The organism is Nocardioides sp. LML1-1-1.1 (assembly GCF_040676175.1).
Classification (GTDB): Bacteria; Actinomycetota; Actinomycetes; order Propionibacteriales; family Nocardioidaceae; genus Nocardioides.
The window spans coordinates 916,283-940,133 of record NZ_JBEGHK010000001.1 but is presented as its reverse complement, the minus strand read 5'-3'; the positions used below and the strand labels follow the sequence as shown (position 1 = coordinate 940,133).

31 protein-coding genes are annotated in these 23,851 nt (G+C 73.2%); 14 read left to right on the top strand and 17 right to left on the bottom strand.

The features are described 5' to 3' along the window. Positions 1–49: 49 nt before the first annotated feature. Positions 50–1,534 carry a flavin-containing monooxygenase gene (locus MRBLML1_RS04640; RefSeq protein WP_364512056.1) on the bottom strand — a complete coding sequence of 495 codons (1,485 nt, stop codon included), beginning with the start codon at positions 1,532–1,534 and terminating at the stop codon, positions 50–52. 101 nt (positions 1,535–1,635) lie between these two features. On the opposite strand from MRBLML1_RS04640, the gene MRBLML1_RS04635 reads away from it, so the two are divergent. Continuing rightward, positions 1,636–2,865: a PucR family transcriptional regulator gene (locus MRBLML1_RS04635; protein ID WP_364512054.1), complete on the top strand. Its 1,230-nt coding sequence runs from the start codon at positions 1,636–1,638 to the stop codon at positions 2,863–2,865. Here MRBLML1_RS04635 and MRBLML1_RS04630 read toward each other — a convergent pair. After that, positions 2,853–3,773 carry an oxygenase MpaB family protein gene (locus MRBLML1_RS04630; protein ID WP_364512051.1) on the bottom strand — a complete coding sequence of 307 codons (921 nt, stop codon included), beginning with the start codon at positions 3,771–3,773 and terminating at the stop codon, positions 2,853–2,855. The two genes, MRBLML1_RS04635 and MRBLML1_RS04630, sit on opposite strands and share 13 nt — an antisense overlap. 119 nt (positions 3,774–3,892) lie before the next feature. On the opposite strand from MRBLML1_RS04630, the gene MRBLML1_RS04625 reads away from it, so the two are divergent. Further along, positions 3,893–4,528, top strand: a complete 636-nt coding sequence (locus tag MRBLML1_RS04625; protein WP_364512049.1) for a TetR/AcrR family transcriptional regulator — start codon at positions 3,893–3,895, stop codon at positions 4,526–4,528. Here the strand turns inward: MRBLML1_RS04625 and MRBLML1_RS04620 are convergent. Further along, positions 4,525–5,163 carry a hypothetical protein gene (locus MRBLML1_RS04620; RefSeq protein ID WP_364512047.1) on the bottom strand — a complete coding sequence of 213 codons (639 nt, stop codon included), beginning with the start codon at positions 5,161–5,163 and terminating at the stop codon, positions 4,525–4,527. The genes MRBLML1_RS04625 and MRBLML1_RS04620 overlap by 4 nt on opposite strands. A gap of 60 nt (positions 5,164–5,223) precedes the next feature. Between MRBLML1_RS04620 and MRBLML1_RS04615 the strand changes: the two genes are divergently transcribed. The 4 genes from MRBLML1_RS04615 (at position 5,224) to MRBLML1_RS04600 (ending at position 7,053) form a co-directional block, all read left to right on the top strand. Continuing rightward, a complete protein-coding gene (locus MRBLML1_RS04615) occupies positions 5,224–5,463 on the top strand; it encodes a hypothetical protein (protein WP_364512044.1) in 240 nt (79 codons plus the stop codon). A 36-nt stretch (positions 5,464–5,499) separates the two neighbouring features. Further along, positions 5,500–5,706, top strand: coding sequence for a hypothetical protein (locus MRBLML1_RS04610; RefSeq protein ID WP_364512041.1), 207 nt, complete (start codon positions 5,500–5,502; stop codon positions 5,704–5,706). Positions 5,707–5,749: 43 nt separating this feature from the next. Continuing rightward, positions 5,750–6,235 carry a CAP domain-containing protein gene (locus MRBLML1_RS04605; RefSeq protein WP_364512038.1) on the top strand — a complete coding sequence of 162 codons (486 nt, stop codon included), beginning with the start codon at positions 5,750–5,752 and terminating at the stop codon, positions 6,233–6,235. A gap of 239 nt (positions 6,236–6,474) precedes the next feature. Continuing rightward, complete coding sequence (locus MRBLML1_RS04600; RefSeq protein ID WP_364512035.1) at positions 6,475–7,053, top strand: TMEM165/GDT1 family protein; 579 nt, start codon at positions 6,475–6,477, stop codon at positions 7,051–7,053. Between the two features lie 23 nt (positions 7,054–7,076). On the opposite strand, the gene MRBLML1_RS04595 is transcribed toward MRBLML1_RS04600, so the two are convergent. Beyond that, positions 7,077–7,520 (bottom strand): DoxX family protein, encoded by a 444-nt coding sequence (locus tag MRBLML1_RS04595; protein WP_364512032.1) that lies wholly within the window; start codon positions 7,518–7,520, stop codon positions 7,077–7,079. A gap of 119 nt (positions 7,521–7,639) precedes the next feature. Continuing rightward, on the bottom strand, positions 7,640–8,059 hold the full coding sequence (locus MRBLML1_RS04590) for a DUF5990 family protein (RefSeq protein ID WP_364512029.1): 420 nt from the start codon (positions 8,057–8,059) through the stop codon (positions 7,640–7,642). Positions 8,060–8,131: 72 nt separating this feature from the next. On the opposite strand from MRBLML1_RS04590, the gene MRBLML1_RS04585 reads away from it, so the two are divergent. Further along, positions 8,132–9,544 carry a cytochrome P450 gene (locus MRBLML1_RS04585; protein WP_364512027.1) on the top strand — a complete coding sequence of 471 codons (1,413 nt, stop codon included), beginning with the start codon at positions 8,132–8,134 and terminating at the stop codon, positions 9,542–9,544. Here the strand turns inward: MRBLML1_RS04585 and MRBLML1_RS04580 are convergent. Beyond that, on the bottom strand, positions 9,531–10,151 hold the full coding sequence (locus MRBLML1_RS04580) for a VOC family protein (RefSeq protein WP_364512024.1): 621 nt from the start codon (positions 10,149–10,151) through the stop codon (positions 9,531–9,533). The genes MRBLML1_RS04585 and MRBLML1_RS04580 overlap by 14 nt on opposite strands. Before the next feature lie 66 nt (positions 10,152–10,217). On the opposite strand from MRBLML1_RS04580, the gene MRBLML1_RS04575 reads away from it, so the two are divergent. Further along, the gene (locus tag MRBLML1_RS04575) at positions 10,218–11,189 is read left to right on the top strand and encodes a zinc-binding dehydrogenase (protein WP_364512022.1); all 972 of its coding nucleotides are present in this window, start codon (positions 10,218–10,220) and stop codon (positions 11,187–11,189) included. A 4-nt stretch (positions 11,190–11,193) separates the two neighbouring features. Here the strand turns inward: MRBLML1_RS04575 and MRBLML1_RS04570 are convergent, their stop codons facing one another. The 6 genes from MRBLML1_RS04570 to MRBLML1_RS04545 form a co-directional block, all read right to left on the bottom strand. Then, a complete protein-coding gene (locus MRBLML1_RS04570; RefSeq protein ID WP_364512019.1) occupies positions 11,194–12,171 on the bottom strand; it encodes a zinc-binding dehydrogenase in 978 nt (325 codons plus the stop codon). A 22-nt stretch (positions 12,172–12,193) separates the two neighbouring features. After that, complete coding sequence (locus MRBLML1_RS04565; RefSeq protein ID WP_364512016.1) at positions 12,194–13,075, bottom strand: RNA polymerase sigma-70 factor; 882 nt, start codon at positions 13,073–13,075, stop codon at positions 12,194–12,196. Then, on the bottom strand, positions 13,072–13,650 hold the full coding sequence (locus tag MRBLML1_RS04560; RefSeq protein WP_364512013.1) for a carboxymuconolactone decarboxylase family protein: 579 nt from the start codon (positions 13,648–13,650) through the stop codon (positions 13,072–13,074). Before MRBLML1_RS04560 ends, MRBLML1_RS04565 begins: the two co-directional genes overlap by 4 nt. Positions 13,651–13,687: 37 nt before the next feature. Then, entirely contained in the window at positions 13,688–14,374 is a 687-nt protein-coding gene (locus tag MRBLML1_RS04555; protein ID WP_364512010.1) for a helix-turn-helix domain-containing protein, read from the bottom strand. Positions 14,375–14,670: 296 nt separating this feature from the next. Further along, a complete protein-coding gene (locus MRBLML1_RS04550; protein WP_364512007.1) occupies positions 14,671–15,813 on the bottom strand; it encodes a DUF5938 domain-containing protein in 1,143 nt (380 codons plus the stop codon). A gap of 14 nt (positions 15,814–15,827) precedes the next feature. Then, a complete protein-coding gene (locus MRBLML1_RS04545) occupies positions 15,828–16,616 on the bottom strand; it encodes an SDR family NAD(P)-dependent oxidoreductase (protein WP_364512004.1) in 789 nt (262 codons plus the stop codon). A 147-nt stretch (positions 16,617–16,763) separates the two neighbouring features. On the opposite strand from MRBLML1_RS04545, the gene MRBLML1_RS04540 reads away from it, so the two are divergent. Further along, positions 16,764–17,381, top strand: coding sequence for a TetR/AcrR family transcriptional regulator (locus tag MRBLML1_RS04540; protein ID WP_364512001.1), 618 nt, complete (start codon positions 16,764–16,766; stop codon positions 17,379–17,381). On the opposite strand, the gene MRBLML1_RS04535 is transcribed toward MRBLML1_RS04540, so the two are convergent. Then, positions 17,369–18,160, bottom strand: coding sequence for a hypothetical protein (locus tag MRBLML1_RS04535; protein WP_364511998.1), 792 nt, complete (start codon positions 18,158–18,160; stop codon positions 17,369–17,371). The genes MRBLML1_RS04540 and MRBLML1_RS04535 overlap by 13 nt on opposite strands. Before the next feature lie 61 nt (positions 18,161–18,221). On the opposite strand from MRBLML1_RS04535, the gene MRBLML1_RS04530 reads away from it, so the two are divergent. Further along, positions 18,222–18,593, top strand: coding sequence for an ArsR/SmtB family transcription factor (locus MRBLML1_RS04530; RefSeq protein WP_364513116.1), 372 nt, complete (start codon positions 18,222–18,224; stop codon positions 18,591–18,593). Beyond that, a complete protein-coding gene (locus MRBLML1_RS04525) occupies positions 18,593–19,516 on the top strand; it encodes a cation diffusion facilitator family transporter (RefSeq protein WP_364511995.1) in 924 nt (307 codons plus the stop codon). The genes MRBLML1_RS04530 and MRBLML1_RS04525 overlap by 1 nt, the downstream gene beginning before the upstream one ends. 100 nt (positions 19,517–19,616) lie before the next feature. Here the strand turns inward: MRBLML1_RS04525 and leuE are convergent, their stop codons facing one another. After that, on the bottom strand, positions 19,617–20,273 hold the full coding sequence (leuE, locus tag MRBLML1_RS04520; RefSeq protein WP_364511992.1) for a leucine efflux protein LeuE: 657 nt from the start codon (positions 20,271–20,273) through the stop codon (positions 19,617–19,619). A 68-nt stretch (positions 20,274–20,341) separates the two neighbouring features. Here leuE and MRBLML1_RS04515 point away from each other — a divergent pair, with 68 nt between their 5' ends. Then, positions 20,342–20,956 (top strand): dihydrofolate reductase family protein, encoded by a 615-nt coding sequence (locus tag MRBLML1_RS04515; RefSeq protein WP_364511990.1) that lies wholly within the window; start codon positions 20,342–20,344, stop codon positions 20,954–20,956. Positions 20,957–20,960: 4 nt separating this feature from the next. On the opposite strand, the gene MRBLML1_RS04510 is transcribed toward MRBLML1_RS04515, so the two are convergent. Next, a complete protein-coding gene (locus tag MRBLML1_RS04510; protein WP_364511988.1) occupies positions 20,961–21,341 on the bottom strand; it encodes a VOC family protein in 381 nt (126 codons plus the stop codon). Between the two features lie 92 nt (positions 21,342–21,433). Here MRBLML1_RS04510 and MRBLML1_RS04505 point away from each other — a divergent pair, with 92 nt between their 5' ends. Then, the gene (locus MRBLML1_RS04505; RefSeq protein ID WP_364511985.1) at positions 21,434–21,652 is read left to right on the top strand and encodes a hypothetical protein; all 219 of its coding nucleotides are present in this window, start codon (positions 21,434–21,436) and stop codon (positions 21,650–21,652) included. Here MRBLML1_RS04505 and MRBLML1_RS04500 read toward each other — a convergent pair. Further along, positions 21,645–22,112, bottom strand: a complete 468-nt coding sequence (locus tag MRBLML1_RS04500; protein ID WP_364511982.1) for a GNAT family N-acetyltransferase — start codon at positions 22,110–22,112, stop codon at positions 21,645–21,647. The two genes, MRBLML1_RS04505 and MRBLML1_RS04500, sit on opposite strands and share 8 nt — an antisense overlap. After that, positions 22,109–22,738: a TetR/AcrR family transcriptional regulator gene (locus tag MRBLML1_RS04495; RefSeq protein ID WP_364511979.1), complete on the bottom strand. Its 630-nt coding sequence runs from the start codon at positions 22,736–22,738 to the stop codon at positions 22,109–22,111. The genes MRBLML1_RS04500 and MRBLML1_RS04495 overlap by 4 nt, the downstream gene beginning before the upstream one ends. Positions 22,739–22,791: 53 nt before the next feature. Here MRBLML1_RS04495 and MRBLML1_RS04490 point away from each other — a divergent pair, with 53 nt between their 5' ends. Further along, positions 22,792–23,847, top strand: a complete 1,056-nt coding sequence (locus MRBLML1_RS04490) for an oxygenase MpaB family protein (RefSeq protein WP_364511977.1) — start codon at positions 22,792–22,794, stop codon at positions 23,845–23,847. Positions 23,848–23,851 lie beyond the last annotated feature (4 nt).

Below are 23,851 nucleotides of genomic sequence, written 5' to 3'. Positions count from 1 at the left end.
GACGCTACCTGCCTCGCTGTGTCTCTGTGGGCGCAACGAGGGGCAAATCTCAGACCGGCTGAGCGACCTTGCCGGCCGTGGCCCGCGAGAACCTCAGGTTCTCGTCGACCACGTCGCCCCCGCGCACCAGCCGCACGTCCTCCTTGTAGGACATCGACATCGTCCACGGGTAGCGGTCGCCCTGGCGCGGCAGCGTGTCCAGCGCGCGCTGGACGTAGCCGGCGGCGAAGTCGAGCAGCGGCCGGGTCGCCATGCCCTCCGGCGCCTCGGGGACGCAGATGTCGTAGGCGCGGGTCTCCATGTGCTCCAGCAGGCGGCAGAAGTGCTCGCACAGCAGGCCGACCTTGAGGGTCCAGGAGGAGTTCGTGTAGCCGATCGCGAAGGCGAGGTTCGGCACGCCGCTGAGCATCATGCCCTTGTAGGCGACGTGGTCGGGCGCGTGCAGGTCGGCGCCGTCGACGCTGATCGCGATCCCGCCGAACAGCTGCAGGTTGAGGCCGGTCGCGGTGACGATGATGTCGGCCGCCAGCTCCTCCCCGGACTCCAGCAGCACGCCGGTCTCGGTGAAGCTCGTGATCCGGTCGGTCGCCACCGAGGCGCTGCCCTTGCGGATGGCCCGGAAGAGGTCGCCGTCGGGCACGGCGCACAGCCGCTGGTCCCAGGGGTCGTACGGCGGGTTGAAGTGCGTGTCGACGTCGTAGCCCTCGGGCAGGAACTTCGCGTTCACCGACCGGATGAGGGTGCGCGAGGTCTTCGGGAAGGTCTGGCAGAACTTCCACACCGTGCGCTGCTTGAGGATGTTCTTCTGCCGGGCCAGCGCGTAGCCGCGGTCGTGCCCGAACACCGACAGCAGGCGGTTGGCGAGCTTGTCCTCCGAGGGCACCGGCATGATGTACGTCGGCGTGCGCTGCAGCATCGTGACGTGCTCCGCGCCGCCGTCGACCATCGCCGGCACCAGGGTCACCGCGGTGGCGCCGGAGCCGATCACGACGACCCTCTTGCCGGCGTAGTCGAGGTCCTCGGGCCAGTGCTGCGGGTGCACGATCTCGCCGGCGAAGCGCTCGCGGCCCGGGAAGTCGGGGGTGAAGCCCTCGGCGTAGTCGTAGTAGCCGGTGGCGCCGAACAGCCAGCCGGCGGTCAGGGTGAGCCGCTCGCCGGTGTCGCCGCGCTCGACCTGCACGGTCCAGCGGGCCTCGGCCGTGGACCAGGCCGCGTCGACCACGCGGTGCTGGTAGCGGATGCGCTCGTCGACGCCGTACTCGCTGGACGTCTCGCGCAGGTAGCTGAGGATCTTGTCCGCGCTGGCGATGGCCTTGGGGTCGGTCCACGGCTTGAACTCGTAGCCGAAGGTCTGCAGGTCGGAGTCGGAGCGGATGCCGGGGTAGCGGAACAGGTCCCAGGTGCCGCCGGACGCCTCGCGGGCCTCGAGCACGGCGAAGGTGGTGCCGGGGCGCTCGGTGAGCAGGTAGCGCGCCGCGCCGATCCCGGAGATGCCGGCGCCGATGACGAGGACGTCGAGGTGTTCGGTGGTCATGTCCTCCATGGTGCGCCTCGGCGGGGGGCGCGGGCAGGTGCGTACCGCCCGGTTCGCACCGCTGGTGGTGCACTGTGCACCGCACGTCCTACCCTGGTCGGATGACCTGGGCCGAGCCGTCCGCGCGCACCCGCTCGCTCATCCGCCGCGCCGCCGAGCTGGCCGTCCAGTCGCCCGACGCCTGGGTGGCCCAGGTGCACGAGGCGACCCTCTCCGCGCCGTCCGCGGCCGAGATCGCCGCCGACCCGGCGCTGGCCGACGCCATCCGCCGCGCCAACTTCGACAACCTGTTCGCCTGGGCGACCGCCAACGTCCGCGCGCCCGGCGACCGGGTCGCGGCGAACACCAGCCCGGTGCAGCTCGACGTCGCCCGGGACCTGGTGCGGCGGGGGCTCGACGAGATCGGCCTGGACACCTACCGCACCGGTCAGAGCGTGGCCTGGCAGGCGTGGATGCGGATCTGCTTCGGGCTGACCCGCGACGTCGACGAGCTCGAGGAGGTGCTCCTGGTCTCGGCCGCCTCGATCTCCGCCTTCGTCGACGACACGATCTCCGCGGTCGCGCTGCGGATGGCCGCCGAGCGCGACGACCTGACCCGCGGCTCGCAGGCCGAGCGGCGCGACCTGGTGGCCCTCATCCTGCAGGGCGCGCCGGTCTCCCGCGCCCGTGCCGAGGACGTGCTCGGCCACCGCCTCGACGGTCCGCACGTCGCGGCCGTGGTGTGGACCGCCGAGGGGGAGTCCGAGCTGGGCCGGCTCGAACGCGCGGCGGAGGCGCTGATGCGCGCCGCCGGTGCCCGGCAGCGGCTGACCGTGGTCGCGGCCGCCAGCACGCTGTGGGTGTGGCTGCCGGTGCGCACGCCACCGGACCAGGCGGAGGTCGCGGCCTCGCTGCGTCGTACCCCGGAGGTGCGGGTGGCGATCGGCGCGCCCGCCCGGGGCGTCGAGGGCTTCCGGCGCAGCCACCAGGACGCGGTCGAGGTACGACGCCTCGTCGCCCGGCTCGGTGCCCCCGACCCCGTGGTGACCTTCGCCGAGGTCCAGCTCGCCGCGCTCGTGACGCGGGACGAGGCGCGGGCCGAGGAGTTCGTGGCGCTCGTGCTCGGCGACCTGGCGGCGGCCCCGGCCGAGCTGCAGGAGACCGTGCGCACCTACCTCGCCGTGCTGGGCAACGCCTCCGCCGCCGCGGAGCGGCTGTTCACCCACCGCAACACCGTGCTGCGCCGGCTGGCCCGGGCGGACGAGCTGCTGCCGCGACCGCTGGCCGAGGACCCGCTGCGGGTCGGGGTCGCGCTGGAGGTGCTGCGCTGGCAGGCCCGTCAGGCCACGTGATCCGGCTCGCCGTACGGCGACGGCACGTCGGACACGCCCCGGATGCTCACCCCGCCGCGGGCCAGCAGCGCCCGCTCGCCGCGCTGGACCACCTTGTAGAACTCCTCGCTGCGGCCGGTCGTCAACGGTGAGCGCCGCAGCAGCGGCACCCGGGACGCCGCCCGGCTCGCCCGGCTGACCGCCTGCCAGGCGGCCTCCTGGCGCCGGCCCCACGTGATGCCGTGGTGCGCGCGGACCACCGGGTCGAGGCTGCCCTGGACGACGGTCGCGAGCACCGGCGAGCTGATCGCGCGCAGCGGCAGCGCGTAGCCGGACGTCCCGGCGATGTGGCGCCCCACCAGCCGCGCCTCGTCGGTGAGGAAGGGCGCGTCGGAGTGCAGCCACGCGTCGAAGTCGGCGCGGAAGGAGCGGTGGTCGCGCGGCGCTCCCGCGCGCGGCATCCCGAACAGCTCGGCCCAGCGCACGAAGTCGGTGAACAGCTCCTCGCGCTCGGCGTCGCTCAGCCGGCGGACCAGGGCGTCGTGCACGGCCTCCACCGAGTCGAGGACGAAGGCGGCGGTCCACCACATCAGGCCCGGGTCCGCGGCGTCGTACGACGAGCCGGTGGGGTGCGCCGGACCGCCGTCCACCCGCGTGCTGCCGCGCACGGTGGCGTGCCGCTTGGCGGCGTACGCCAGGGCCCGGTCGGCCTCCGCCCGCGAGCCGAGGAAGACCGCCTCGAAGAGTCGCGCGGTCAGCCCCAGCCGGGTGTACGGCGAGGTGCGGTGGGTCGTGTGCTGCGCGGTGCCGACGAAGAGCCGCGCGTGCAGGGCGCCGGTCACCAGCGCCCGCTGGCCGTAGGTGAGCCCGACCGCGCGGGACGACAGCGCGCGGACCACCACCGAGTCGGCGGCGAAGTACCCGTCCATGGCTCCCACTCCCGTCCTGGCAACGCCTTCCACCAGATCGCATCTGGCAACGACCCCCACCAGATTCAGCATCGCACGCGCCCGCCGCATCTGGCAACGCCTTCTGCCAGACTCGGGGGATGAGCACCACCGGCCGGGCCTACGGCGGCGTGCCGGCCGCCCAGCGCGCGGCCGTCCGCCGGCAGCGTCTCGTCGACGCCGCCACCACCCTGATCGCCGAGCACGGCACCTCGGCGCTGACCGTCCACCGGGTCTGCCGGCAGGCGGGCCTGAACGAGCGGTACTACTACGAGAGCTTCCCCGGCCGCGACGACCTCCTCGTCGCGGTGGCCGAGGACGCCGGTGCCCGCCTGGTCGAGGCGCTGGTCGCGGCGATGGCGAGCGCCGGCCCGGAGCCGAGCGCCCAGGCGACCGCGACCATCGGCGCCGGCGTGGACCTGCTCGTGGCGGACCCGCGGATGACCCGGCTGCTGGAGGAGTCCGCCGGCCACCCGGTGCTCGCCCGGCTCCGCGCCGACCTCACCCGCACCCTGGTGGCGCTGATCCAGGAGCGCGGGATGAGCTCGCTGGGCATCGAGCCGACCCCCGAGGTCGAGCGTGACGCCGCGTTCGCCGCCACCCTGCTCCTCGGCGGGCTCGTCGAGGTGCTCACCTCGTGGCGGGCCGGCACCCTGCCGCTGACCCGCGACGAGGTGGTCGCGCGGTGCGTGGAGACCTTCCTGCTGATCGGCGACCACGCCGTCCGCGAGCGCTAGGCGCGCGCCCGCTCGGCCAGCCGCACCGCCGCGTGCCGTACGACGGCCGCCTCCTCCGGGTCGCGCACGGCCTCGTGCGGCACGGCGCCGCCGAGCAGCCCGGCCGGCTGGGTGAGCCAGCTCCACACCGCCCACGGGTCCATCCTCGCGGCGAGCAGCGGGGAGAGCACCGCGCCCAGCTCGGCCCGCAGCTCACCGGCGGCGTCGAGCTGGAAGGCCGGCACCAGCACCCCGCCCTCGTGCGGGACGACGAGCAGCGCGCCGCGCTCGGCGGCCTTGTGCACGGCGAACCGGGTGGCGTTCTCCGAGGCGTCCCGCACGGCCGCCAGGCTGGCGTAGGTGTGCGTCGGGCTCGCGAGCAGCGTGGTCCGCACCCGGGCCTGGCGGCGCAGCTGCACCAGCGCGAGCGGTACGGCGTGCGCCGGGTCCTCCCCGTCCTGGTGCAGCACGCGGTCCAGGTCGGCGAGCCGGCCGGCGCTCAGCGGCGCCCCCGTGGCGGGGTCCGTCCAGCGCGCCACCCCGCCCAGGTCGCGCTCGAAGGTGGGCAGCCCGGCGGCCGCGAGCTGGTCCGCCAGCCCGAGGTCCTCGAGCCACGCCGCCAGTCGCGCGCCCGCGTCGTACACGTCCTCCCGCATGGTGAGCAAGCCTCCCATCCCGGCTGGGCGTTCGCCCAAAGTCGCTATAGCGTGGCGGTCATGACTCGGGATCACGGACACATCCGTTCCTCGACGCGGGCCTACTCGGTGCGCGAGCTCGTCGCCTACCGCAGGCTCATCGTCAACGGTGAGCGCACCGACCCCGAACGCGCCGTCCAGGAGTACATCCGGGCCAACCCGGACGTCGACCTGGAGGCGCGGGCGACCTTCGGTGAGTGGCTGGCCGGCACGCTGCCGGGCGACACCGCGCCCCGTCTGCAGGGGCTGCCGATCCGCTGAGGGTCTGCCGGCCGAGGGCCGGGGTACCACCGGTCCATGTACATCGGACTCGGCATCGTGCTGCTGGTCGCCGGACTCGTCCTCGCCATGGACGTGATCACGGTCGACATCAAGTACGTCAACGACGACGCCCTGGGGACGATCCTGATCGTCGCCGGCGTCCTGGCCATCGTCCTCTCGCTCGTGGTCGCGCCGCCGTGGCGCCGCGCGCCCCGCGACGACCGGTACGTCGACCGTCCCTGACCCGCTGAGATCCGGTGGCGCCCCCTCGGGAAGGACCCCACCGATGAGCAGGACCCTCCGCTCGGCCACCGCCGGGCTCCTCACGGCGGCCGCGCTGGTCGCCGCACCCACCCCCGTCACGACACCCCCGGCGCAGGCCCAGACGGTCGCGGCGGTGAGCGCGTCCTACGAGCGGGCCGTGCTGCGCCAGGTCAACCGGATGCGCCTGCTGCGCGGCATCCCGGCGTTGCGGACGTCGCGGTGCGTGGACCGCTTCGCGGAGTCGCGCTCGCGCCGGATGGCGACCTACGACGCGTTCCGCCACCTCAGCGGCCTGCGGCAGGTGTTCGCCCGCTGCGGCGGCCGGATGGTCGGCGAGAACATCGCCAAGGGCCGCCGGATGCCGGCGCTGCGCGCGGTCGCGGGGTGGATGCACTCACCGAGCCACCGGAGCCTGATGCTGGACGGCCGCTTCCGGCAGGCCGGGGTGGGTGCGTGGCGCGACCGGGACGGGACGGTCTACCTCAGCCTCGTGGTCCGCGCCCCGTGAGCGCGTGCGGGCCGGCGGACGCACGATTCTCGCCGCGCGGGGAGCCGCTGGTAGAGTTCACGGCCGAAAGGGAGTAGTCCCCAACAGCCGCGTCGACACACTGACCTCCGGGTCCGGTGCGGCAGGCCACCGTGAGGTGGCGGACGAGACTTTCGACCAGTAGCCGACCCAGAATTGGGCGCCTGGTCGAGAGCGTCCGTTCCGGAGGTCCCTCGGCCCGCGCCGAGAGGACCAGACCGATGGAAGCCTTCCTGATCTCCACCGCGGTGATCTTCGTCGCCGAGCTCGGCGACAAGAGCCAGCTGATGGCGATGACCTTCGCGGCGCGCTACCGCGCCCGCGACGTGCTCATCGGCATCACCGCCGCCACCGCGCTCGTGCACCTGGCCTCGGTCGGGATCGGCGCCCTGATCGGCGACGCGTTCGCCGACTACCAGGGCCCGATCGCGATCGTGGCCGGTGTCGCCTTCCTCGTCTTCGCGCTGTGGACGCTGCGCGGCGACGAGCTCACCGAGGACGAGGCCGACAAGGCCCGCAACGCCACGGGCGCGGCGATCCTGGCGGTCGGTGTGGCCTTCTTCCTCGCCGAGCTCGGCGACAAGACGATGCTCGCGACGATCACCCTGGCCACCCAGGAGGGCTGGTTCGGCACCTGGATCGGCTCGACCCTCGGCATGGTCGCCGCGGACGCGCTGGCCATCGGCGTCGGCGCGCTCCTGGGCCGGCGCCTGCCCGAGAAGGTCATCGCGTACGGCGCCGCGGCGCTCTTCGCGCTGTTCGGGCTGCTGCTGATCGCGGACGGGGCCGGCTGGCTCTGACCGGCCCCGCCCGGATCGGGCGCTCAGGCCGTCGCGCTCGCGGCGGTCCGGCGCCCGATCAGCGCGTCGAGGGAGAACCGGCCGGCACCGGTGGCACCGATGACGAGGGCGAGGAAGGCGATCAGGCCGACCAGCTCCCAGCCGCCGTTCGCCGACATCACCTCGGTGCCGCGGTGGGCGAACCAGTAGGCGCCGGCCATCTGGGCGATGACGAGGATGCCGGCGAGCGGCGTGAGCAGGCCGAGGACCAGCAGCGCGCCGCCGCCGATCTCGGCGACGAGGGCGAAGCCGGCGGCGGCCGCGGGCAGCGGGATGCCCATGGCGTCGAAGCCGTCGGCGGTGGCGCCGAAACCGGCGCGGAGCTTGTCGATGCCGTGGGTGAGGAGCACGATGCCGAGCCCGATCCGGGCGACCAGCAGGGCGAGGTCACGGACGGGGGCAGGGGTGGGAGCAGTCAGGGCGTTCATGGCGGGCCTTTCCGAGGCAGGCGGGTCGTGGACGTCGGATTGTTGAAACTTCATGGAAAGCGTCGCAGCCGAACCTGTGCGCTTCCTGAACGTCCCTGGTGAGGACCCGGAGAACCCGTTCAGCCCGGGCGCAGGTCCAGCGCCGGCGGCCGCAGCCGGGCGCAGCGCGGGCCGCCGCGCTCGTCGGTGAGGTCGACCGTCGCGACGACGGTCGCACCGGGGCCGCGCAGGTGCGGGAGCACGTCGGCCAGCATCAGCTTGGCCCGGCGGAACATGGTGAAGGTGCCGTCCGCGGCCAGGTCGCCCCAGGTGAGGTAGACGAAGCGCTCGCCCTTGCGGCCCTGCACCGCCGGCCCGCGGAAGTCCGGGCCGTCACGCACCTCGACCTCGACCGTCCACGCCGCGCTGGCGGCGTCGCCGGGCACCAGCCCGCTGGGCTCGCGACCGAGCTGGACGCCGACGTGCACGTCGTGGCACGGGCCGTCGTCGAGGTGCCAGCTCCGGCCGGGCAGGTGGTGTCCCCTGATCTCCAGCAGCACGCCGTGATCATGGCACGCGAGCTCCTACCTGGGGCGGTTGTCCCGGTCGCACCGGTTGGCGACGATGGCGGCATGGTCTCGTGGCACACCCGCACCGGTACGACGACCGACGAGCTCGCGCCCGTCGTACCGGACCCCTCGGCCGCCGGCCCGCTCCCCGCCGGCAGCACCGGCCCGCGGGCCCCGCGGATCGGGCACGCCAACCGCCTGCGCCAGAGCCTGCGGATCACCGCGGACATGGGCGGCGAGCTCTTCTCCGGCACCCGGCACGGCGACGTGTTCTCCTTCGCGAGCCTGCTGGACCCGCAGCCCGTGGTGGTCACCGCGCACCCCGAGCACGTCCGCTCGCTGTTCTCCGCCGACCCGGCGCTGGTGCCCTCGCTGGCGGGGGAGTCTCCGGTGCGCCCGGTGGTCGGGCTCTCCGTGCTCACCGCCGTCGGCCAGCAGCACCGGCGCCGCCGCAAGCTGATGATGCCGTCCTTCCACGGCGAGGCGATCGTGCGCTACCGCGCGCAGATCGAGGAGGCCACCGCGCGTCACCTCGACCGGTGGACGACGGGGCGCCCGTTCCCGCTCGCGGAGACGACGCAGGCGATCACCCTCGACGTGATCATGTCCGGGGTCTTCGGCATCGAGCACGCCGCCGACCCGGCCGAGAGCCGGCTGCGCCACGTCGTCAAGCGCACGCTGGCCCTCTCGGTCTCGCCGGTCGCGCGGTTCGGCGAGCTCTTCAACCTCGACCGCGAGGAGTCGGTCGGCCCGCAGAAGTGGATCATCGGCCGCCTGGACAAGGCGATGTACGACGTGATCGCCCGCCGCCGCACGGCCCACGAGCCCGGCACGCGGCACGACATCCTGTCCCTGCTCCTCGACGTGCGCGACGAGGACGGCGCTCCGCTGAGCGACCAGGAGCTGCGCAACGAGCTGCTCACCCTGGTGCTCGCCGGGCACGAGACGACGGCGAACTCCATCGCGTGGACCTTCGAGCGGCTGCTGCGCACGCCGGCGACCTACGACCGCCTGCGCGAGGTGGTGCGCTCGGGCGAGGACCCCGACGACTACCTCGAGGCCACGATCACCGAGTCCATGCGGGTGCGTCCGGTGGTGCCGCTGGTCGGGCGCCGGGTGCAGGTGCCGTGGCAGCTGGGCGAGGTCGTCGCGCCGGAGCAGAGCCGGGTGCTCGTCGGCATCCTGCTGCTGCACCACCGCGAGGACCTCTACCCCGACCCGTTCCGGTTCGCGCCCGAGCGCTTCGTCGGCCGCAAGCCCGGCACGCACGAGTGGCTGCCGTTCGGGGGCGGCACCCGGCGCTGCCTCGGCGCGGCCCTGGCGATGGAGGAGCTGCGGATCGTGGTGTCCGAGATCGCCCGTCGCACGGACCTGGTGGTCGAGGATCCCGCCCCGGAGCGGGCGATCAGCCGCAACGTGACGATGATCCCGCAGCGCGGCGGGCGGGTGCGCGCCACCTGGCTCAGCGCGTCGTGACCTCGGCCGGCTCCCAGGCGAAGCCGTCGGGGTCGATCGCCGCGCTGCCACCGGCGAGGACCAAACGGTGCGACCCGCTGCCCTCGATCGGTACGCCGGCGTCCTTGGCCAGCGCCTTGCGGGGCAGCAGGCCGAGGGTGACCGGGCCGGCGCCGGGCTCGAGCTCGACGTACTTCTTGCCGAAGCTCTTCGCGACGCCGAAGCCGCGCTCGACGTAGAACGCCTTGCTGGCGGCGACGTCCTCGGCGCCGATGAGCAGGACGATGCTCTCGATCTCCCGGCTGGCGGGGCCCTTGTCCTTCTTCGAGGAGCTGACGACCTTCCAGATCGTCCCGTCGGGCGAGCGCAGCACGCCGCCGTAGCCCCACAGCGACTTGGTGACCGGCTTGATCGTGGTGGCACCGGCGGCGAGGGCGCTCTCGACGAGGCCGTCGACGTCGGCGGGCTGGGCCACGGTCAGCGAGATGTGGAAGCCGCGGAACCCGGACGTCGGCGCGTCCGAGGCGCGGAAGCGCAGCGGCAGGTCGGGGGAGAAGGCGGCGGCGTGGAAGTCGCGGGCCGCTTGCGGGTCGGGCGTCTCGATGGTGAGGTACTCGATGTGCGTCATGCAGACGAGGCTAGGTCCGGCTCGGACCCGGAGGCTTCTCGATTCCTGACCGACCTCCCGGGCACCATGCGGGCCGTCGTCCTCGACGCCGCGCCGGCGCCCCCGGAGGGCCTGGTGATCCGCGACCTCCCGCTGCCGGTCCCCGCGCCGGGGCAGGTGCTGGTCCGGGTCCGCGCGTTCGGGCTCAACCGCTCCGAGCTGCACACCCGGATCGGCCTGGCCGACGGGGTCACCTTCCCGCGGGTGCTGGGCATCGAGGCGACCGGCGAGGTCGCGGCCTGCCCCGGCGGCGAGCTGGAGGTGGGTCAGCAGGTCGTGGCGATGATGGGCGGGATGGGCCGGCAGTACGACGGCGGGTACGCCGAGTACACCGTGGTCCCCGTCCGCCAGGTGGTCCCGGTCGCGACCGGTCTGGACTGGGCCACCTTCGGCGCGGTGCCGGAGATGCTGCAGACGGCCCACGGCTCGCTGACCGTCGGCCTCGACGCCCGGCCGGGCGAGGTCCTGCTCGTGCGCGGCGGCACCTCCTCGATCGGCCAGGCGGCCACGATCCTCGCCAAGCAGCGCGGGATGACGGTCGTGGCGACCACCCGCTCGGCCGCGCGGGCCGGCGTGCTGGAGGCGATCGGCGTGGACCACGTGGTGGTCGACGACGGCGTGATCGCTCCGAAGGTCCGCGCGCTCTTCCCCGACGGCGTCGACCGGGCATTGGAGCTGGTCGGTGCGCCCACCCTGCTCGACACCGCCGCCACGCTGCGGGTGCACGGCGTCGCCTGCATGACCGGCATGCTGTCGAACTCCTGGACCCTGCCGGACTTCTACCCGACCGGCGACCTGCCGCCCGGCGTGTGGATCGGCGGCTACGGCGGCGACGCGACCGACCTGCCCCCCGCGGTGCTGCAGGCCTACCTCGACGACGTCGAGGCCGGCCGGGTGCGGGTGCCGATCGGGCACGTGTACGCCTTCGACGAGATCGTCCAGGCGCACCGCGACCTCGAGGCCGGCACCCACCCCGGCAAGCTCGTCGTCACGACCTGACGCCTCAGGGCTTCAGCAGGATCTTCCCGCTGCGCCCGGGCTCGAAGTTGGCCGCCGCGGCCTCCCGCACGTCCTCGAAGGAGTAGACCCGGTCGACCGGCAGGGTCAGCGAGCCCTCGCCGATGCGCTGGATCAGCTCGCCGAAGAGCGCGCGGCGCTGCTCGGCCGGCATCTCGCGGCTGACGACGCTGCCCCAGAACCCGCGGATCGTGGCCTGCTTGAAGATCACGTCCCCCGAGCCGATCTCCATGGTCGGCGACTGCATCGCGCCGAAGACCACCAGCTCGCCGTTCTCGGCCAGCAGGGACATCACCTCGCCGCTGGCGGGTCCGCCGACGGAGTCGACGCCCACCTTGATCGGGGCGTCACCGACGATCGCGCGGACCTCCTCGGCCCAGCCGTCGGTGTCGGTGGCCACGACGTTGCCGATGTCGTGCGCCGACAGCTCCGCCACCCCCGCCGTACGACGGACCAGGCCCACCACGTTGATGCCCCGGGCCGCCGCGAGCTGGGCGACCATCCGGCCCACCGCACCGTTGGCGGCGTTCTGCACCAGCCAGTCCCCGGCCGACAGCCCGAGCGACTCCAGCAGGCTGATCGCGCTGAACGGCATCGACACCAGCTGGGCGGCGACCTCGTCGGGGATCGACTCCGGGACCGGGATCAGGCCGCGGGCCGGGGCGACGTACTGCTCCGCCCAGGCGCCGAAGGCGCCACCGCTCGCGACCCGCTGGCCCACCTGGAGGTGGTCGACGCCCTCGCCGAGCGCCTCCACCACGGCGACCGCCTCGGTGCCGGCGCGGGCGGGCAGCTCGGGCTTGAAGCCGTAGGAACCGCGGATGGTCCACAGGTCGTGGTTGTGGATCGCCGCGAGCAGGGTGCGCAGGCGCACCTCGCCGGGCCCCGGCTCCGGGGTGGCGACCTCCTCGACGGTGAGGACCTGGGCGGGATCTCCGAACTCGTGGTGCATGACGGCGCGCATGCCTCCAGCATGGCGCGCCGCCTCAACCCTCCCGGCTGAGGGTCGCCTCGGTGTCGAGCGCGGTGAGCTTGTGCGGGTTGCGGACGACGTACAGGTGGCTGATCAGGCCGTCCTCCAGCCCGAAGCTCACCGCGGTCAGCTCGCCCCGCGCCCGGATCAGCACGGCCGGCGCGCCGTTGAGCCACACCAGGTCGAGCTTGCCGTCGGGGGCGAAGACCGCGAACTTCGACAGCAGCCGGGCCACCGGCTCCGCACCGGCCAGCGGCTTGCGGATCGCGTTGGCGATGCCGCCGCCGTCGGCCCGCAGCAGCACGTCGGGCGCGAGCGCGTCCATCAGGCCCTGCAGGTCCCCGGTCCGGACGGCGACCAGGAAGCGCTCGACGACGGCCCGCTGCTCCGCGTGGTCCACGTCCACCCGGGGTCGCCGGGCGGCGACGTGGTTGCGGGCGCGCAGCGCGATCTGGCGCACCGCGGCGGCGTTCTTGCCGACCGCGGTGCCGATCTCGTCATAGGGCAGGTCGAAGACCTCGCGCAGCACGAACACCGCGCGCTCGGTCGGGCCGAGGGTCTCCAGCACGGTCAGCATCGCCATCGACACGCTCTCGGCGAGCTCGACGTCCTCGGCGACGTCGGGCGTGGTTAGCAGGGGCTCGGGCAGCCACTCGCCGACGTAGTCCTCGCGCCGGCGGGCCAGCGTGCGCAGCCGGTTGAGCGCCTGCCGGGTCACGATGCGCACCAGGTAGGCCCGCGGCTCCTGCACCTCGGCCTGGTCCACCGCCGACCACCGCAGCCAGGTCTCCTGCACGACGTCCTCGGCGTCGGCCGCGGAGCCGAGCATCTCGTAGGCGACGGTGAAGAGCAGGTTGCGGTGGGCGACGAAAGGATCGCCGTCCCGCTCGCTCATGAGGCCGAGGCTACGGCCAGCGGCTTCAGCCCGCACGCCTCGGCGAAGCCCTCGGACTCGATGCCGAGCGCGACGTTGCTGCGCGTGGTGAGGTTGGCGAAGCCGATCACGTTGGTCAGCTCGATCAGCCCCGCCGGGCCGAGGGCAGCGAGCAGCGGCTCGACCATCTCGTCGGTGACCGTCGGCGGGGTCTGGCTCGCGGCCTCGGCGTAGGCCAGCACCTGGCGCTCCAGCGGGCTGAACACGTCGGCCTCGCGCCAGCGCGGCACCTCGCGTGCCTTGTCCAGGTCGAGGCCCTTGTCGCGGGCCATGAAGTAGTTGAAGTCCAGGCACCACGAGCAGCCGACGAGCGAGGCGACGGCCATGTGCGCGTAGGTCTTGAGGGTCTCGTCGCACTCGTCCCACTTCTGCAGCTTCTGGCCGTAGGCCATGCTCGCCTTGAGCGCCGGGAGGTGGTGCCAGAGCACGCCGAGCGAGGTGGGGACGCGGCCGAACATCCTGCCGGCGAACTTCTTCACCACGGCGCCGTAGAGGCCGGTCATCGGGATCGGGGGGATGCGGGTTTCGTTGGTCATGCCCACGAGACACCGGCCGGGCCCGGGATGTGACAGCTCAGTCCGGACGCGGCTGCGTGACGGCCCGGGCGAGCCGCCGGATCCGCAGCAGCAGTGCGGCCGAGGGGGTCACCTGGCCGGTGCAGTACGACGACATCCGCGACGGCGAGGTGCCGAGCCGGGTGGCGAAGTCGCGCTGCGACAGACCGCTCTCGGTGACCAGCCGGCGGATCTCGCGGGCCACCATCTCGCGGTCCCGGGACTCGGTGTGCTCGCGCATCTCGGCCATGAAGCGGCCGATGGTGATGTCCAGCCCGGGCAGCCCGGCCTGCTCCGCGAGCTCGTTGAGCCGACGGGCGTACGGCGACCAGGGATCCTCGGCGTACCGCGCGATCTGGGCCCGCCACTCCGGCAGCCCGTCGTCGAGGTAGTGGCGCAGGAACTCCTCGGGCGTCTCGATGTCGGGTCCCGGCTCCACCTCGTGCGCGCCCGCCAGCATGAAGCGCATCCCGACCCGGGCGCAGGTCGTCGCCAGGTCCTCGGCCAGGTCGCCGTAGTGGGTGGGCGCGAGCCCGTGGCAGAACCGGCTGCCGAGCAGCAGCCGGCGGTCGCCCTCGATCCGGCTGCTGAGGTGGTGCTGGACCAGCGCCAGCCGGTGCAGCCCGTGCCGGTCGGAGAGGAGCAGCAGGTCGGCGTAGTCCTCGGGGTCGCGCCAGGCCGCGATCGCGAACATGTTCGCGACCACCGCGACGCCGTAGGGGCCGGTGCGTTCCTCGCGCCACGCGGGCAGGGCACGGACGAAGGCGCGCCAGTGGCCCGCGAGCTCGGTGCCGGCGAAGGGACGCTTCCGCTCGCGGGCGAGGGTGGAGTCGACGATCCGGACGAGGGCGCTCAGGACCGCCCGTCCTTCGTCAACGATCCGGCGTGCTGCACGTCGGCACCCTTCCCCGCGCCGGCCGTGGTCAATCCTGCCGGACGCGAGGGGGCGCGCCGCCCCCCAGCGACGCGCCCCGGTCGTGGTGGCCCCCCAGCCGCCACGCCTCAGCCCTGGCGGGTGACGACGGGTGGTGCCACCAGCCCGAACTCCAGCAGCTGGCCGAGCAGCTCGCGGTGGCCGAATGCCTTGCAGCCCGAGGCGAAGCCGACCCGCAGCGGCGGCTGCTGGAGCAACCAGTACGCCGCGAACGCCTGCAGGAGACCGGTCTGCTTGTAGTTCTGGTTGCCGTGGATGACCACGTGCGCCCGCCCGAGCGGACCGGAGGCGTGCACCGAGTCCAGCGACTTGTTCAGCCGCGGGTTCTCGCGCGGCGGCATCTGGTTCATCACCTGCGCGGCGGTCTCGGTGAGCGCGGCGTCGCGCTCGTCCTCGGTCATGTCCTTGGTCGCCTCCAGCGCACCGGCCACGATCTGCGGCACGCCGTTCATCAGCGCCGCGTTGAAGACCCCGCCCTGGGCCTTGCAGTTCGCGACCCGCGGGTCCTTGCGGTACCAGACCGGGTGCGACGTGCCGCCCCACGGCAGCGACTGGGCGAGCTCGTGCTGACCGGGTACGACGAGCGGGACCAGGCCCTGCGCCGGGTCGAACTCGACGTACTGGTTCTGCTGGAGGTGGTGTGCCTTGGAGGTCGAGGCGTTGACCAGGATCGTCTGCGTCGAGGCGATCGTCGGCGAGCCGCCCCAGAACACCGCGATGTCGAGGGTGTCGAGGCCGGGCTGCTCGAGCGCGATCTCGGCGGCGATCTCGCCGGTGGTGTACATGTGCGCGATGCCGGGCGAGAGCAGCAGGCCCGCGGCGGCGAAGTCGTCGCCGTACTTCTCGTCGCAGGTGATCAGCCAGTCCTGCTCACCGGTGGTGTCGGTGTAGTGCGTGCCGGCGGCCAGGCAGGCCTCGACGACGGCGGGGCCGTACTTGGAGAACGGGCCGACGGTGTTGCACACGACCGAGGCGCCGGAGAAGAGCTCGGTGAGCGCCTCCACGGTGTTCTCGACCTCGACGATCTCGAAGTCGGCGGTCTCGACGCCGGCGACGTTCGAGGCGAGCGCGGCCTCGAGCTTCTCCCGGGAGCGGCCGGCGGCCACGAAGGGGACGCCGTACTCGCGGAGGTACTCGCAGACGAGGCGGCCGGTGTAGCCGGAGGCGCCGTAGACGACGACGGGCCGAGAAGAGCTGTTCAGGGTGCTCATGGTGGGTGTCTCCTTCACATTCCCATGCCGCCATCGACCGGGAGGCCGATGCCGTTGACGAACTTGGCGCGGTCGGAGGCGAGGAAGACGAGCGCGTCCGCGATCTCGTCCTCGGTGGCCAGCCGGCCCGACGGGGTGAGCCCGACGACGCCGGCCACCGCCTCCTCGGGCGAGGGGAACAGGCCGAGCGTGGTCATCTCGTTGGCCAGGCCGGCCCCCATCTCGTTGGGGACGAGGCCGGGGTAGATGCAGTTGACCCGGACGCCGAGGCCGAGCTTGCCGCTCTCCATCGCCGCGACCCGGGTGATCCGGTCGACCGCGGACTTGGAGGCGGAGTACTGCGAGAGGGCCGGGAACGCGATGGTCGCGGCGACCGAGGCGATGTTGATGACGACGCCGCCGTTGCCGGCGGCACCGCCGGGGCCCATCGTCCGGAAGGCGTGCTTGATGCCGAGCGAGCTGCCGACGACGTTGACGTCGAAGATCCGGCGCGCGACGTCCGGGTCGAGGTCGATGAAGAGGCTGGCGATCTCGATGCCGGCGTTGTTGACGAGGATGTCGAGCCCGCCGACCTCGCTGACGGCCTGCGCGACCGCGGCCTCCCAGGAGGCGTCGTCGGTGACGTCGAGGTGCACGAAGGCGCCGCCGACCGCGGCCGCGACCTCCTTGCCCTTCTCCTCCTGCAGGTCCGCGACGACGACGGTCGCGCCGGCGGCGGAGAGGTGCTCGGCGAACTTCTTGCCCAGGCCCTGGGCGCCTCCGGTCACGAGGGCCCTGCGGCCGGCGAGCTCGGGTTCGGTCATGGGGAGCGACTCCTTCGTCGATGGGGTGATGGGCGCCACACAACCTCGTTTCCTTGACGACTGTCAAGAGTTTTCTTGACGACCGACCGAAAAACTTCGGACGATCGTCCAGAGACGTCGGCCCGAGACGGTAGGATCGGCGGCACCATGACGACTGCCACGGCTCGTCGTACGCCTGCCGACAAGCACGACGAGCGCCGCCGCGCGCTGGCCGAGTCCGCCCTGCGGACCCTCGGCGAGCTCGGCTACGCCCGGGCCAGCCTGCGCGAGATCGCGAACAACTCGGAGTTCTCCCACGGCGTCGTGCACTACTACTTCACCGACAAGCTGGACCTGATCGTCCACTGCGTGCGGCACTACAAGGCCTCCTGCGTGCACCGGTACGACGACGTGGTCGAGCGGGCGACGTCGGCCGAGGAGCTCGTCGACCTCTTCGCCGACAAGCTCGTCGAGACCATCGTCGACGAGGCGCCGATGCACCGGCTCTGGTACGACCTGCGCGCGCAGAGCATGTTCGAGGAGTCGCTGCGCGAGGCGGTGCTGCAGATCGACGGCACGCTGCAGGACATGATCTGGCGGGTCGTCAGCACCTACGGCGAGCTCGCCGGCCGCACGCCGTCGATGGAGCCGCCGGTGGCCTACGGCCTGCTCGACGGGCTCTTCCAGCAGGCGCTGCTCAACCACCTCTGCGGCACCGAGGGCGTGCTCGACGACCTCCGTCGCCAGGTGCGCGCGCTGATGCCGCTGCTGCTTCAGCCGGCGTAGGCCAGCCCCAGCTGGGCCAGCGCGGACTCCAGCCGGTCGAGCGCGATCGGCCCGACGCCGTGCAGCGCCGCGAGGTCGCGCCGGCTCCAGGTGCTGACCGCCTCCAGGGTGTGCACGTCGACCGCGCGCAGCGCCCGGGTGGCGGGTGCGCCGATGGTGCGCGGCAGCGGGTGCCCCTCGCGGCGGGGCGTGCGCTCGCGCGGACCGTCCTCGCTGTCGAGCACCACCTCGCCGCGCGGGGACAGCCGGTAGCCGATCGCCAGCGACTCGGTCAGCCCGCGCTCCTTGAGCTTGCGCACGTCCCGCTTGAACTCCGCCGTCGGCCGGTCCAGCTCGGCGGCCAGCTCGGGGGCGCGGACCTCGGGCTTGCGGTCGATGATCCGCAGCGTGGCGCGGGTCCAGGGACCGATCGGCGAGGCGGCGTCGAGCCGGTCGAGGCCGGCCAGGATCGTGCCCACCTCCTCGGCGTCGGGCAGCGCGGCGCGCAGGGTCTCGCGGGGGTCCGCGCCGGCGTACCGGAGGCCGACCCGGAACACCGGGCGCTCGGCCCGGGCGGCGAGGGCGGTGCGCAGCGCGCCCAGCGAGGCGGCGCCGGCGCGACGGGCGTCCTCCGCGCGCAGCGCGGAGAGCGCGACCTGCTCGACGCTGACCACCTCCACCAGGCCGACCGCGGTGCGCAGCCGGGTGCCCACCTTGACCCGGGGCCGGTCCCAGCGCCGGAAGGCGAGGTCCACCTGGCCGTCGCGGATGGCCTCGAGCTCCGCCGGTCGCATCAGCACGGGCCGAGCATAGGACCGCTTGACCAATGTCGCCCAACAGTGCTTTCATCGTCGTATGGCGATGAAACAGGTGGAACCTCGGTCCGAGGTCGGGGCACTGGTCGCCGCGGCCTGCCTCCTGCACGGCCTCAGCGACCCCAACCGGCTCGCGATCCTGCAGCACCTCGCGCTGGGCGAGCACCGCGTGGTCGACCTGACCGACCACCTGGGCCTCGCGCAGTCCACGGTCTCCAAGCACCTCGCCTGCCTGCGTGACTGCGGCCTCGTCGAGTCCCGCCCGAGCGGCCGGGCCTCGATGTTCTCCCTCGCCCACCCGGCGGAGACCGCCGAGGTCCTGCGCGCCGCCGAGCGGCTGCTGGAGGCGACCGGCGAGGCCGTCGTGCTCTCGGCCAACTTCGGGCCCGCCGCCCTCCACGGCGACGAGGAGTGGTGATGGGCGTCGGGCACGGGCACGGCCAGGGCGCCACCGCCACCAGCGGCCACGCCGGCAGCCGGCACCGCTGGCGGCTGGCGATCTCGTTCGCGATCATCGCGGTCTTCTTCGTCGTCGAGCTCGTCGTCGGCATCGTCAGCGGCTCGCTCGCGCTGATCTCCGACGCCGGGCACATGGCCGCCGACGTGGTGGCCCTGGGCGCGGCGCTGGTCGCGACCAAGATCGCCACCCGCGAGGACAGCACCGGACGGCGTACCTACGGCTCCTACCGGGCCGAGGTCTTCGCCTCCGGCCTCGCGGTGCTGATGATGCTCGGCGTCTCGGTCTACGTCGTCGTCGAGGCGATCGCACGGATGGGCGAGGACGTCGAGGTGCAGACCGGGCCGATGCTCGTCGTCGGCCTGCTCGGCCTGCTCGTGAACATCGCCGCGCTGCTCATGCTGCGCGCCGGTGCGAAGGACTCGATCAACGTCAAGGGCGCCTACCTGGAGGTCGTCGCCGACACCGCCGGCAGCGTCGGGGTGCTCGCCGCGGGCGGCCTGATCCTCGCCACCGGCAGCGGGGTGTGGGACACCGTCGTCGCCTTCTTGATCGGCGGCTTCGTCGCGGTGCGCGCGGTGATGCTGGGCCGGGAGGTGCTCGCCGTCCTCGGCCAGCACGTGCCGGCCGGCATGGAGATCGACGCCGTCACCGCCTCGCTCGCCGCCGTCCCGGGCGTGTGCGACGTCCACGACCTGCACGTGTGGACGCTGACCTCGGGGATGAACGTCGCCACCGCGCACCTGGTGCTCGGCGAGGACGCCGACGCCTCGGCCGCACTGCGCGAGGGCCAGGCGGTGCTGCGCGAGCAGCACCAGATCGAGCACGCCACGCTGCAGGTCGAGGGCTACCGGTCCTCGGCGTGCGACGCCGTCAGCTGGTAGCCCCCGTCGAGCTGGGGGTTCCCACCCGTGAGTTGGGGGTTCCCACCCGTGAGCTGGGGGTTCGCGACATCCGGCTCCGGGAGAAGTCCCACGTCGACGGTCAGGCGTGCGCGAGCGAGAGCTTGACCGCGAAGCCGAGGAAGATGGCGCCGATCGCCGAGGTGCCGGCCGCGGACAGCGAACGACGGCGCCGGAAGGTCTCCGCCAGACGGGTGCCGCCGAAGATCAGCGCCGACAGGTAGGCCACGCTGGCGATCTGCGCCAGGATGCCGAGCACCAGGAACGACAGCGCCGGGTGGGCGTACGCCGGGTCGACGAACTGCACGAAGAAGGCGACGAAGAACAGGATCGCCTTCGGGTTGAGCAGGCTGATCACCAGCGCCCGCCGGTAGGGCCGCTCGTCCGGCACCGGCGGCGGAGCGCCCTCCTCGACGGCCCGGACCGCCCGGTGCCGCTCGCGCAGCATGAGCAGTGCACCGCGCAGCATGGTGAAGGCGAGGTAGCCGAGGTAGCCGGCGCCGACGTACTTGACGATGGAGAAGGCGAGGTCGTTGGCCTGCAGCAGCGAGGCGACGCCCGCCGCCGAGAGGGTCATCAGCACGGCGTCACCGGTCCACACGCCGGCGGCCGCGCGGTAGCCGTCGCGCACACCGCGCCGGGCCGCGACGGAGAGGACGTAGAGCGAGTTCGGGCCGGGCAGCAAGATGATGAGGACCAGCCCGACGAGGTACGTCGACAGGTCGGTGATGCCCAGCACGGCCCGATCCTCCCACGGTGACCGGCGCCGGCGCGATGAGTTCCGGAGCCGGCCGGGGTCGGTCTGGCATGGGCATCGTGACCGCGGACATCAGCACCACCCTCGACGGCTTCGGCTCCGGGCCGAACCAGCGCCTCGAGAGACCGTTCGGCGATCTCGACAACGCGCCGCTGCACGCGTGGATGTTCGAGCACGGCGAGGAGAACGCCCCCGAGGTCGCCGGCATCCTGGGGGCCGGTGCCTTCGTGATGGGGCGCAACATGTTCTCGGCCGGCCGGGGGCCGTGGGACCTGGAGTGGCGCGGCTGGTGGGGCGAGGAGCCGCCGTACCACGCCCCGGTGTTCGTGCTCACCCACCACGAGCGGGCGCCCCTGGAGATGTCCGGTGGGACCACCTTCCACTTCGTCACCGACGGGCTCGAGGCCGCGCTGGAGCGGGCCAGCGCGGCCGCGGGGGAGCGCAACGTGGCGATCGCCGGTGGCGCCTCGACGGTCAACGCCGCGCTCCGGGCGGGCCTGCTCGACGAGCTGCGCTGGCACGTCGCGCCGGTGGTCTCCGGCCTCGCCGCGGACCGGGCGCACGGCGGGTCGCGGCTCTTCGACGGCGTGCCGGCGCACGGGCTGGAGCCCGTCTCCGTGCGGCACACGCCGCACGTGACGCACCTGACCTACCGGCGCGGCTGAGCGCTCAGCTCGGCGGGCACAGGCAGAACGGGTGCCCGTCGGGGTCGAGCATGACCCGCCAGGTCATGCCCTCGGGCTGCTCGGCGGCGACGGTGGCGCCCAGCGCGAGCGCGTGCTCGACGGCCGGCTCCAGCTCGGGCACCCGGAAGTCGAGGTGGAATTGCTGCGGGTGGGCCTGTCCGGGCCACTGCGGCGCGGAGTAGTCCGCGACGGTCTGGAAGTTGAGCGTCGAGCCGAGCACGGACGCCGAGGCGTAGCCGTACTCCGGGTAGACGCCGGTGACCTCGCCGCCCGACAGGTCGGCGTAGAACTGTGCGAGCCGAGCCGCGTCGGGGCTGTCGATGCAGACGGAGAGGAGCTCGGTGACGGGGGAGGAGGTGGTCATGGGACCACCGTGCACCCGCGCACCGACATCTGTCCCCGAATAATTTCTACACAGGTGTAGTAATTGTGCCGGAGACGGCCTAGCGTGACGCCATGGCGACGACCAAGCCCCTGGACCAGCGCTCCTGGATCACCGACCTGATGCTCCTCGGCGTCTGGCTGGCCCTGCCCTACCTGGTCGTCGGCATCTTCTGGGCCGACGCCCACCGCGAGCACCTCGGCCAGCTGCGCGGCCTCGACGCGGCGGCGTCGTGGGTCGGCGAGGTGATCGCCTGGCCGGTGCTCGTCTTCGCCGACGTCGACCTCAGGTGATCGTGAGCTCCAGCCGCGGCAAGACCCTTCCGGGGATCGACGCCGACCCGACGGTTCCCGCCCGCACCGCGCCGTGGGCGAGGTAGAACGCCTCGGCATTCGGGTCGGCGTCGACCGTGAGGCGGGTGAAGCCCTCCTCCCGCGCCCGGTCGACCAGCGCCGCCAGCAGGACCGTGCCGATCCCGCGCCCGAGCAGGTCCGGGTCGACGAACAGCATCCCCAGCTCGCCGTACGGCGGCGCGCCCTCCAGCGTCCCGAAGCCCGCCGGCCGCCCGTCCACCTCGGCGACCAGCGTGCGGTGCGTGGCCAGCTCGTCCGGGTCGAGGGTCAGCTCCGCGCGGCACGCGGCGAGGAACTCGGCGTCGTAGCCCCAGTGTCCCTTCGAGCGCAGCGCCAGGCCGGACAGCGCGGCCGCCTCCTCGCGCCGGGCCGCGCGCAGCACGGCGTGCTCGGCGCTCATGTCGACAGGCCGGTGCTCGGCAGCGCCATCCGGACCGCCTGCCGGGCCGCCTCAGTCAGCCGCTCGGCGTCGTAGCGCTCCGGCTCCGCGAGCACCAGCGCGCCGACGTGGCGCATCAGGGCGAGGATGCCGTGCGCCGCGAGCTCGGCGTCGGTGCCGGCCGGCAGCAGGGTGGCCACCATCATCTGGATCATGGCCCGCACCTGGTCCTGGTTGGCCTCGATCCGCTGGCGCACCGGGTCCGGCACGTTGGCCGGCGTCTGCAGGATCGCGCGCCAGGTCACCGGGTCGTTGAGCAGCATCTGGTGCAGGGCCGGCACGGCCCGCTCGACGAGGACGAGGGGTGGGCTGCCGAGCGCGGTGATCGGCAGGGCGCCGTAGAGCTGGCCGAGGGCGCGCTTCTGCTGGCGCTCGAGCAGGCTCATCAGGAGCGGGCCGAGCCCGTCGAAGGCGCCGTAGACCACCGGCCGGGTGACCCCGGCCTCCTTGGCGATGGCGTCGATGGACACGCGGTCGTAGCCGTCGCGGTCGATGATCCGCAGGGCGGCGTCGAGCAGCTGAGTGCGTCGCTCCTCGATCGGCACCCGCGCGGCGTACGGGCGCCTCTTGCGGACCTGGTCGGACATGCGACCACCTTAGGGTCTTCCAATTACTACACAACTGTAGCAAGATGTCGGGCATGGCGATCCGCAAGCGCTCCGTCACCCCGCCCGAGGACTACGGCTTCTTCGGGCCCGGCTCCGTCGCCTGGAAGGTCTGGGGCTACCCGACCTCCCTCACGGTCGGCTTCAGCCGGGCCGTCGTGGTCGAGGAGCTCGACCCCAACCTGGTGGCCTCGGTCGACCGGACCCAGGACATCTACCGCCGGCCGAAGACCCGCTACGACCGCACGATCCACTACTTCGCCCTGGTCGCCTTCGGCGACAGCCGGACCACCAGCAAGGCGGCGGACATCCTGGTCAAGGTGCACAGCAAGGCGATCGGCATCGAGCCCTACGCCGGCGGTCGGTACGACGCCAACGACCCCGACTCGCAGCTGTGGATCCTCGTCACCGGCTGGCACTCGGTGCTCAAGGCCTACGAGATGTACGGTCCCGGCAAGCTCTCGGACGCCGAGGAGCGCCAGTTCTGGGCCGAGTGCGCGCGCGCCGCCGAGCTGCAGACCTGCGACCCGGCCGACGTCCCGCGCTCCCGCGCGGAGCTGCACGCCTACTACGAGCGGATGCGCCCGCAGATGTCCGGCTCGCCGATCGCCCGCAAGGCGATGGCGCACCTGATGGACGTCACCCAGCTCGGCCCGGTGCCCCTCGTGCTGCGCCCGGCGCGCTGGGTGGTCGGCCGCTTCTTCCGGGCGGGCGTGATCGCCACCCTCCCGCACTGGATGCGGGACATGGCGGACCTGCGCCAGCCCCGCGTCGTCGACGTGGCCGTGCGCCCGGTGCTCACCGTCGCCTTCGCGCTGACCACCTTCAGCAAGCGCCTGCAGCTGCGGGTGCTCGCCCTGCTCTCGCCGAGCACGGTCCCGGTCGTGGCGCCGGTCTTCCTGGGCGTCGCGCCGGCGAACCCCGAGGTCCTCACGCCCGCCGAGGCCCGCGAGCGCTACGGCTACGACAGGCCCGCCGAGGCCCACCTGGAGTGGCGGGCCAAGCAGCGCGCCAAGGTGTTCGGGGCCGGCGAGGAGCCCAGCGACGCCGGACTTCTCGAATCTGAGCCCATCCTGGGCAGCCTCGCCTGAGAAC

Excerpts from the sequence above, each read along its gene's own strand:
- MRBLML1_RS04500 (WP_364511982.1), bottom strand. The coding sequence starts at position 22,112 with ATGAGCGCCGAGCACGCCGTGCTGCGCGCGGCCCGGCGCGAGGAGGCG.
- MRBLML1_RS04525 (WP_364511995.1), top strand. The coding sequence starts at position 18,593 with ATGGGCGTCGGGCACGGGCACGGCCAGGGCGCCACCGCCACCAGCGGC.
- MRBLML1_RS04490 (WP_364511977.1), top strand. The coding sequence starts at position 22,792 with ATGGCGATCCGCAAGCGCTCCGTCACCCCGCCCGAGGACTACGGCTTC.
- MRBLML1_RS04565 (WP_364512016.1), bottom strand. The coding sequence starts at position 13,075 with ATGAGCGAGCGGGACGGCGATCCTTTCGTCGCCCACCGCAACCTGCTC.
- MRBLML1_RS04575 (WP_364512022.1), top strand. The coding sequence starts at position 10,218 with ATGCGGGCCGTCGTCCTCGACGCCGCGCCGGCGCCCCCGGAGGGCCTG.
- MRBLML1_RS04530 (WP_364513116.1), top strand. The coding sequence starts at position 18,222 with ATGAAACAGGTGGAACCTCGGTCCGAGGTCGGGGCACTGGTCGCCGCG.
- MRBLML1_RS04585 (WP_364512027.1), top strand. The coding sequence starts at position 8,132 with ATGGTCTCGTGGCACACCCGCACCGGTACGACGACCGACGAGCTCGCG.
- MRBLML1_RS04600 (WP_364512035.1), top strand. The coding sequence starts at position 6,475 with ATGGAAGCCTTCCTGATCTCCACCGCGGTGATCTTCGTCGCCGAGCTC.
- MRBLML1_RS04560 (WP_364512013.1), bottom strand. The coding sequence starts at position 13,650 with ATGACCAACGAAACCCGCATCCCCCCGATCCCGATGACCGGCCTCTAC.
- MRBLML1_RS04595 (WP_364512032.1), bottom strand. The coding sequence starts at position 7,520 with ATGAACGCCCTGACTGCTCCCACCCCTGCCCCCGTCCGTGACCTCGCC.
- MRBLML1_RS04625 (WP_364512049.1), top strand. The coding sequence starts at position 3,893 with ATGAGCACCACCGGCCGGGCCTACGGCGGCGTGCCGGCCGCCCAGCGC.
- MRBLML1_RS04545 (WP_364512004.1), bottom strand. The coding sequence starts at position 16,616 with ATGACCGAACCCGAGCTCGCCGGCCGCAGGGCCCTCGTGACCGGAGGC.
- MRBLML1_RS04610 (WP_364512041.1), top strand. The coding sequence starts at position 5,500 with ATGTACATCGGACTCGGCATCGTGCTGCTGGTCGCCGGACTCGTCCTC.
- MRBLML1_RS04605 (WP_364512038.1), top strand. The coding sequence starts at position 5,750 with ATGAGCAGGACCCTCCGCTCGGCCACCGCCGGGCTCCTCACGGCGGCC.
- MRBLML1_RS04495 (WP_364511979.1), bottom strand. The coding sequence starts at position 22,738 with ATGTCCGACCAGGTCCGCAAGAGGCGCCCGTACGCCGCGCGGGTGCCG.
- MRBLML1_RS04615 (WP_364512044.1), top strand. The coding sequence starts at position 5,224 with ATGACTCGGGATCACGGACACATCCGTTCCTCGACGCGGGCCTACTCG.
- MRBLML1_RS04515 (WP_364511990.1), top strand. The coding sequence starts at position 20,342 with ATGGGCATCGTGACCGCGGACATCAGCACCACCCTCGACGGCTTCGGC.
- MRBLML1_RS04505 (WP_364511985.1), top strand. The coding sequence starts at position 21,434 with ATGGCGACGACCAAGCCCCTGGACCAGCGCTCCTGGATCACCGACCTG.
- MRBLML1_RS04630 (WP_364512051.1), bottom strand. The coding sequence starts at position 3,773 with ATGGACGGGTACTTCGCCGCCGACTCGGTGGTGGTCCGCGCGCTGTCG.
- MRBLML1_RS04635 (WP_364512054.1), top strand. The coding sequence starts at position 1,636 with ATGACCTGGGCCGAGCCGTCCGCGCGCACCCGCTCGCTCATCCGCCGC.
- MRBLML1_RS04510 (WP_364511988.1), bottom strand. The coding sequence starts at position 21,341 with ATGACCACCTCCTCCCCCGTCACCGAGCTCCTCTCCGTCTGCATCGAC.
- MRBLML1_RS04620 (WP_364512047.1), bottom strand. The coding sequence starts at position 5,163 with ATGCGGGAGGACGTGTACGACGCGGGCGCGCGACTGGCGGCGTGGCTC.
- MRBLML1_RS04640 (WP_364512056.1), bottom strand. The coding sequence starts at position 1,534 with ATGACCACCGAACACCTCGACGTCCTCGTCATCGGCGCCGGCATCTCC.
- MRBLML1_RS04580 (WP_364512024.1), bottom strand. The coding sequence starts at position 10,151 with ATGACGCACATCGAGTACCTCACCATCGAGACGCCCGACCCGCAAGCG.
- MRBLML1_RS04570 (WP_364512019.1), bottom strand. The coding sequence starts at position 12,171 with ATGCGCGCCGTCATGCACCACGAGTTCGGAGATCCCGCCCAGGTCCTC.
- MRBLML1_RS04540 (WP_364512001.1), top strand. The coding sequence starts at position 16,764 with ATGACGACTGCCACGGCTCGTCGTACGCCTGCCGACAAGCACGACGAG.
- MRBLML1_RS04550 (WP_364512007.1), bottom strand. The coding sequence starts at position 15,813 with ATGAGCACCCTGAACAGCTCTTCTCGGCCCGTCGTCGTCTACGGCGCC.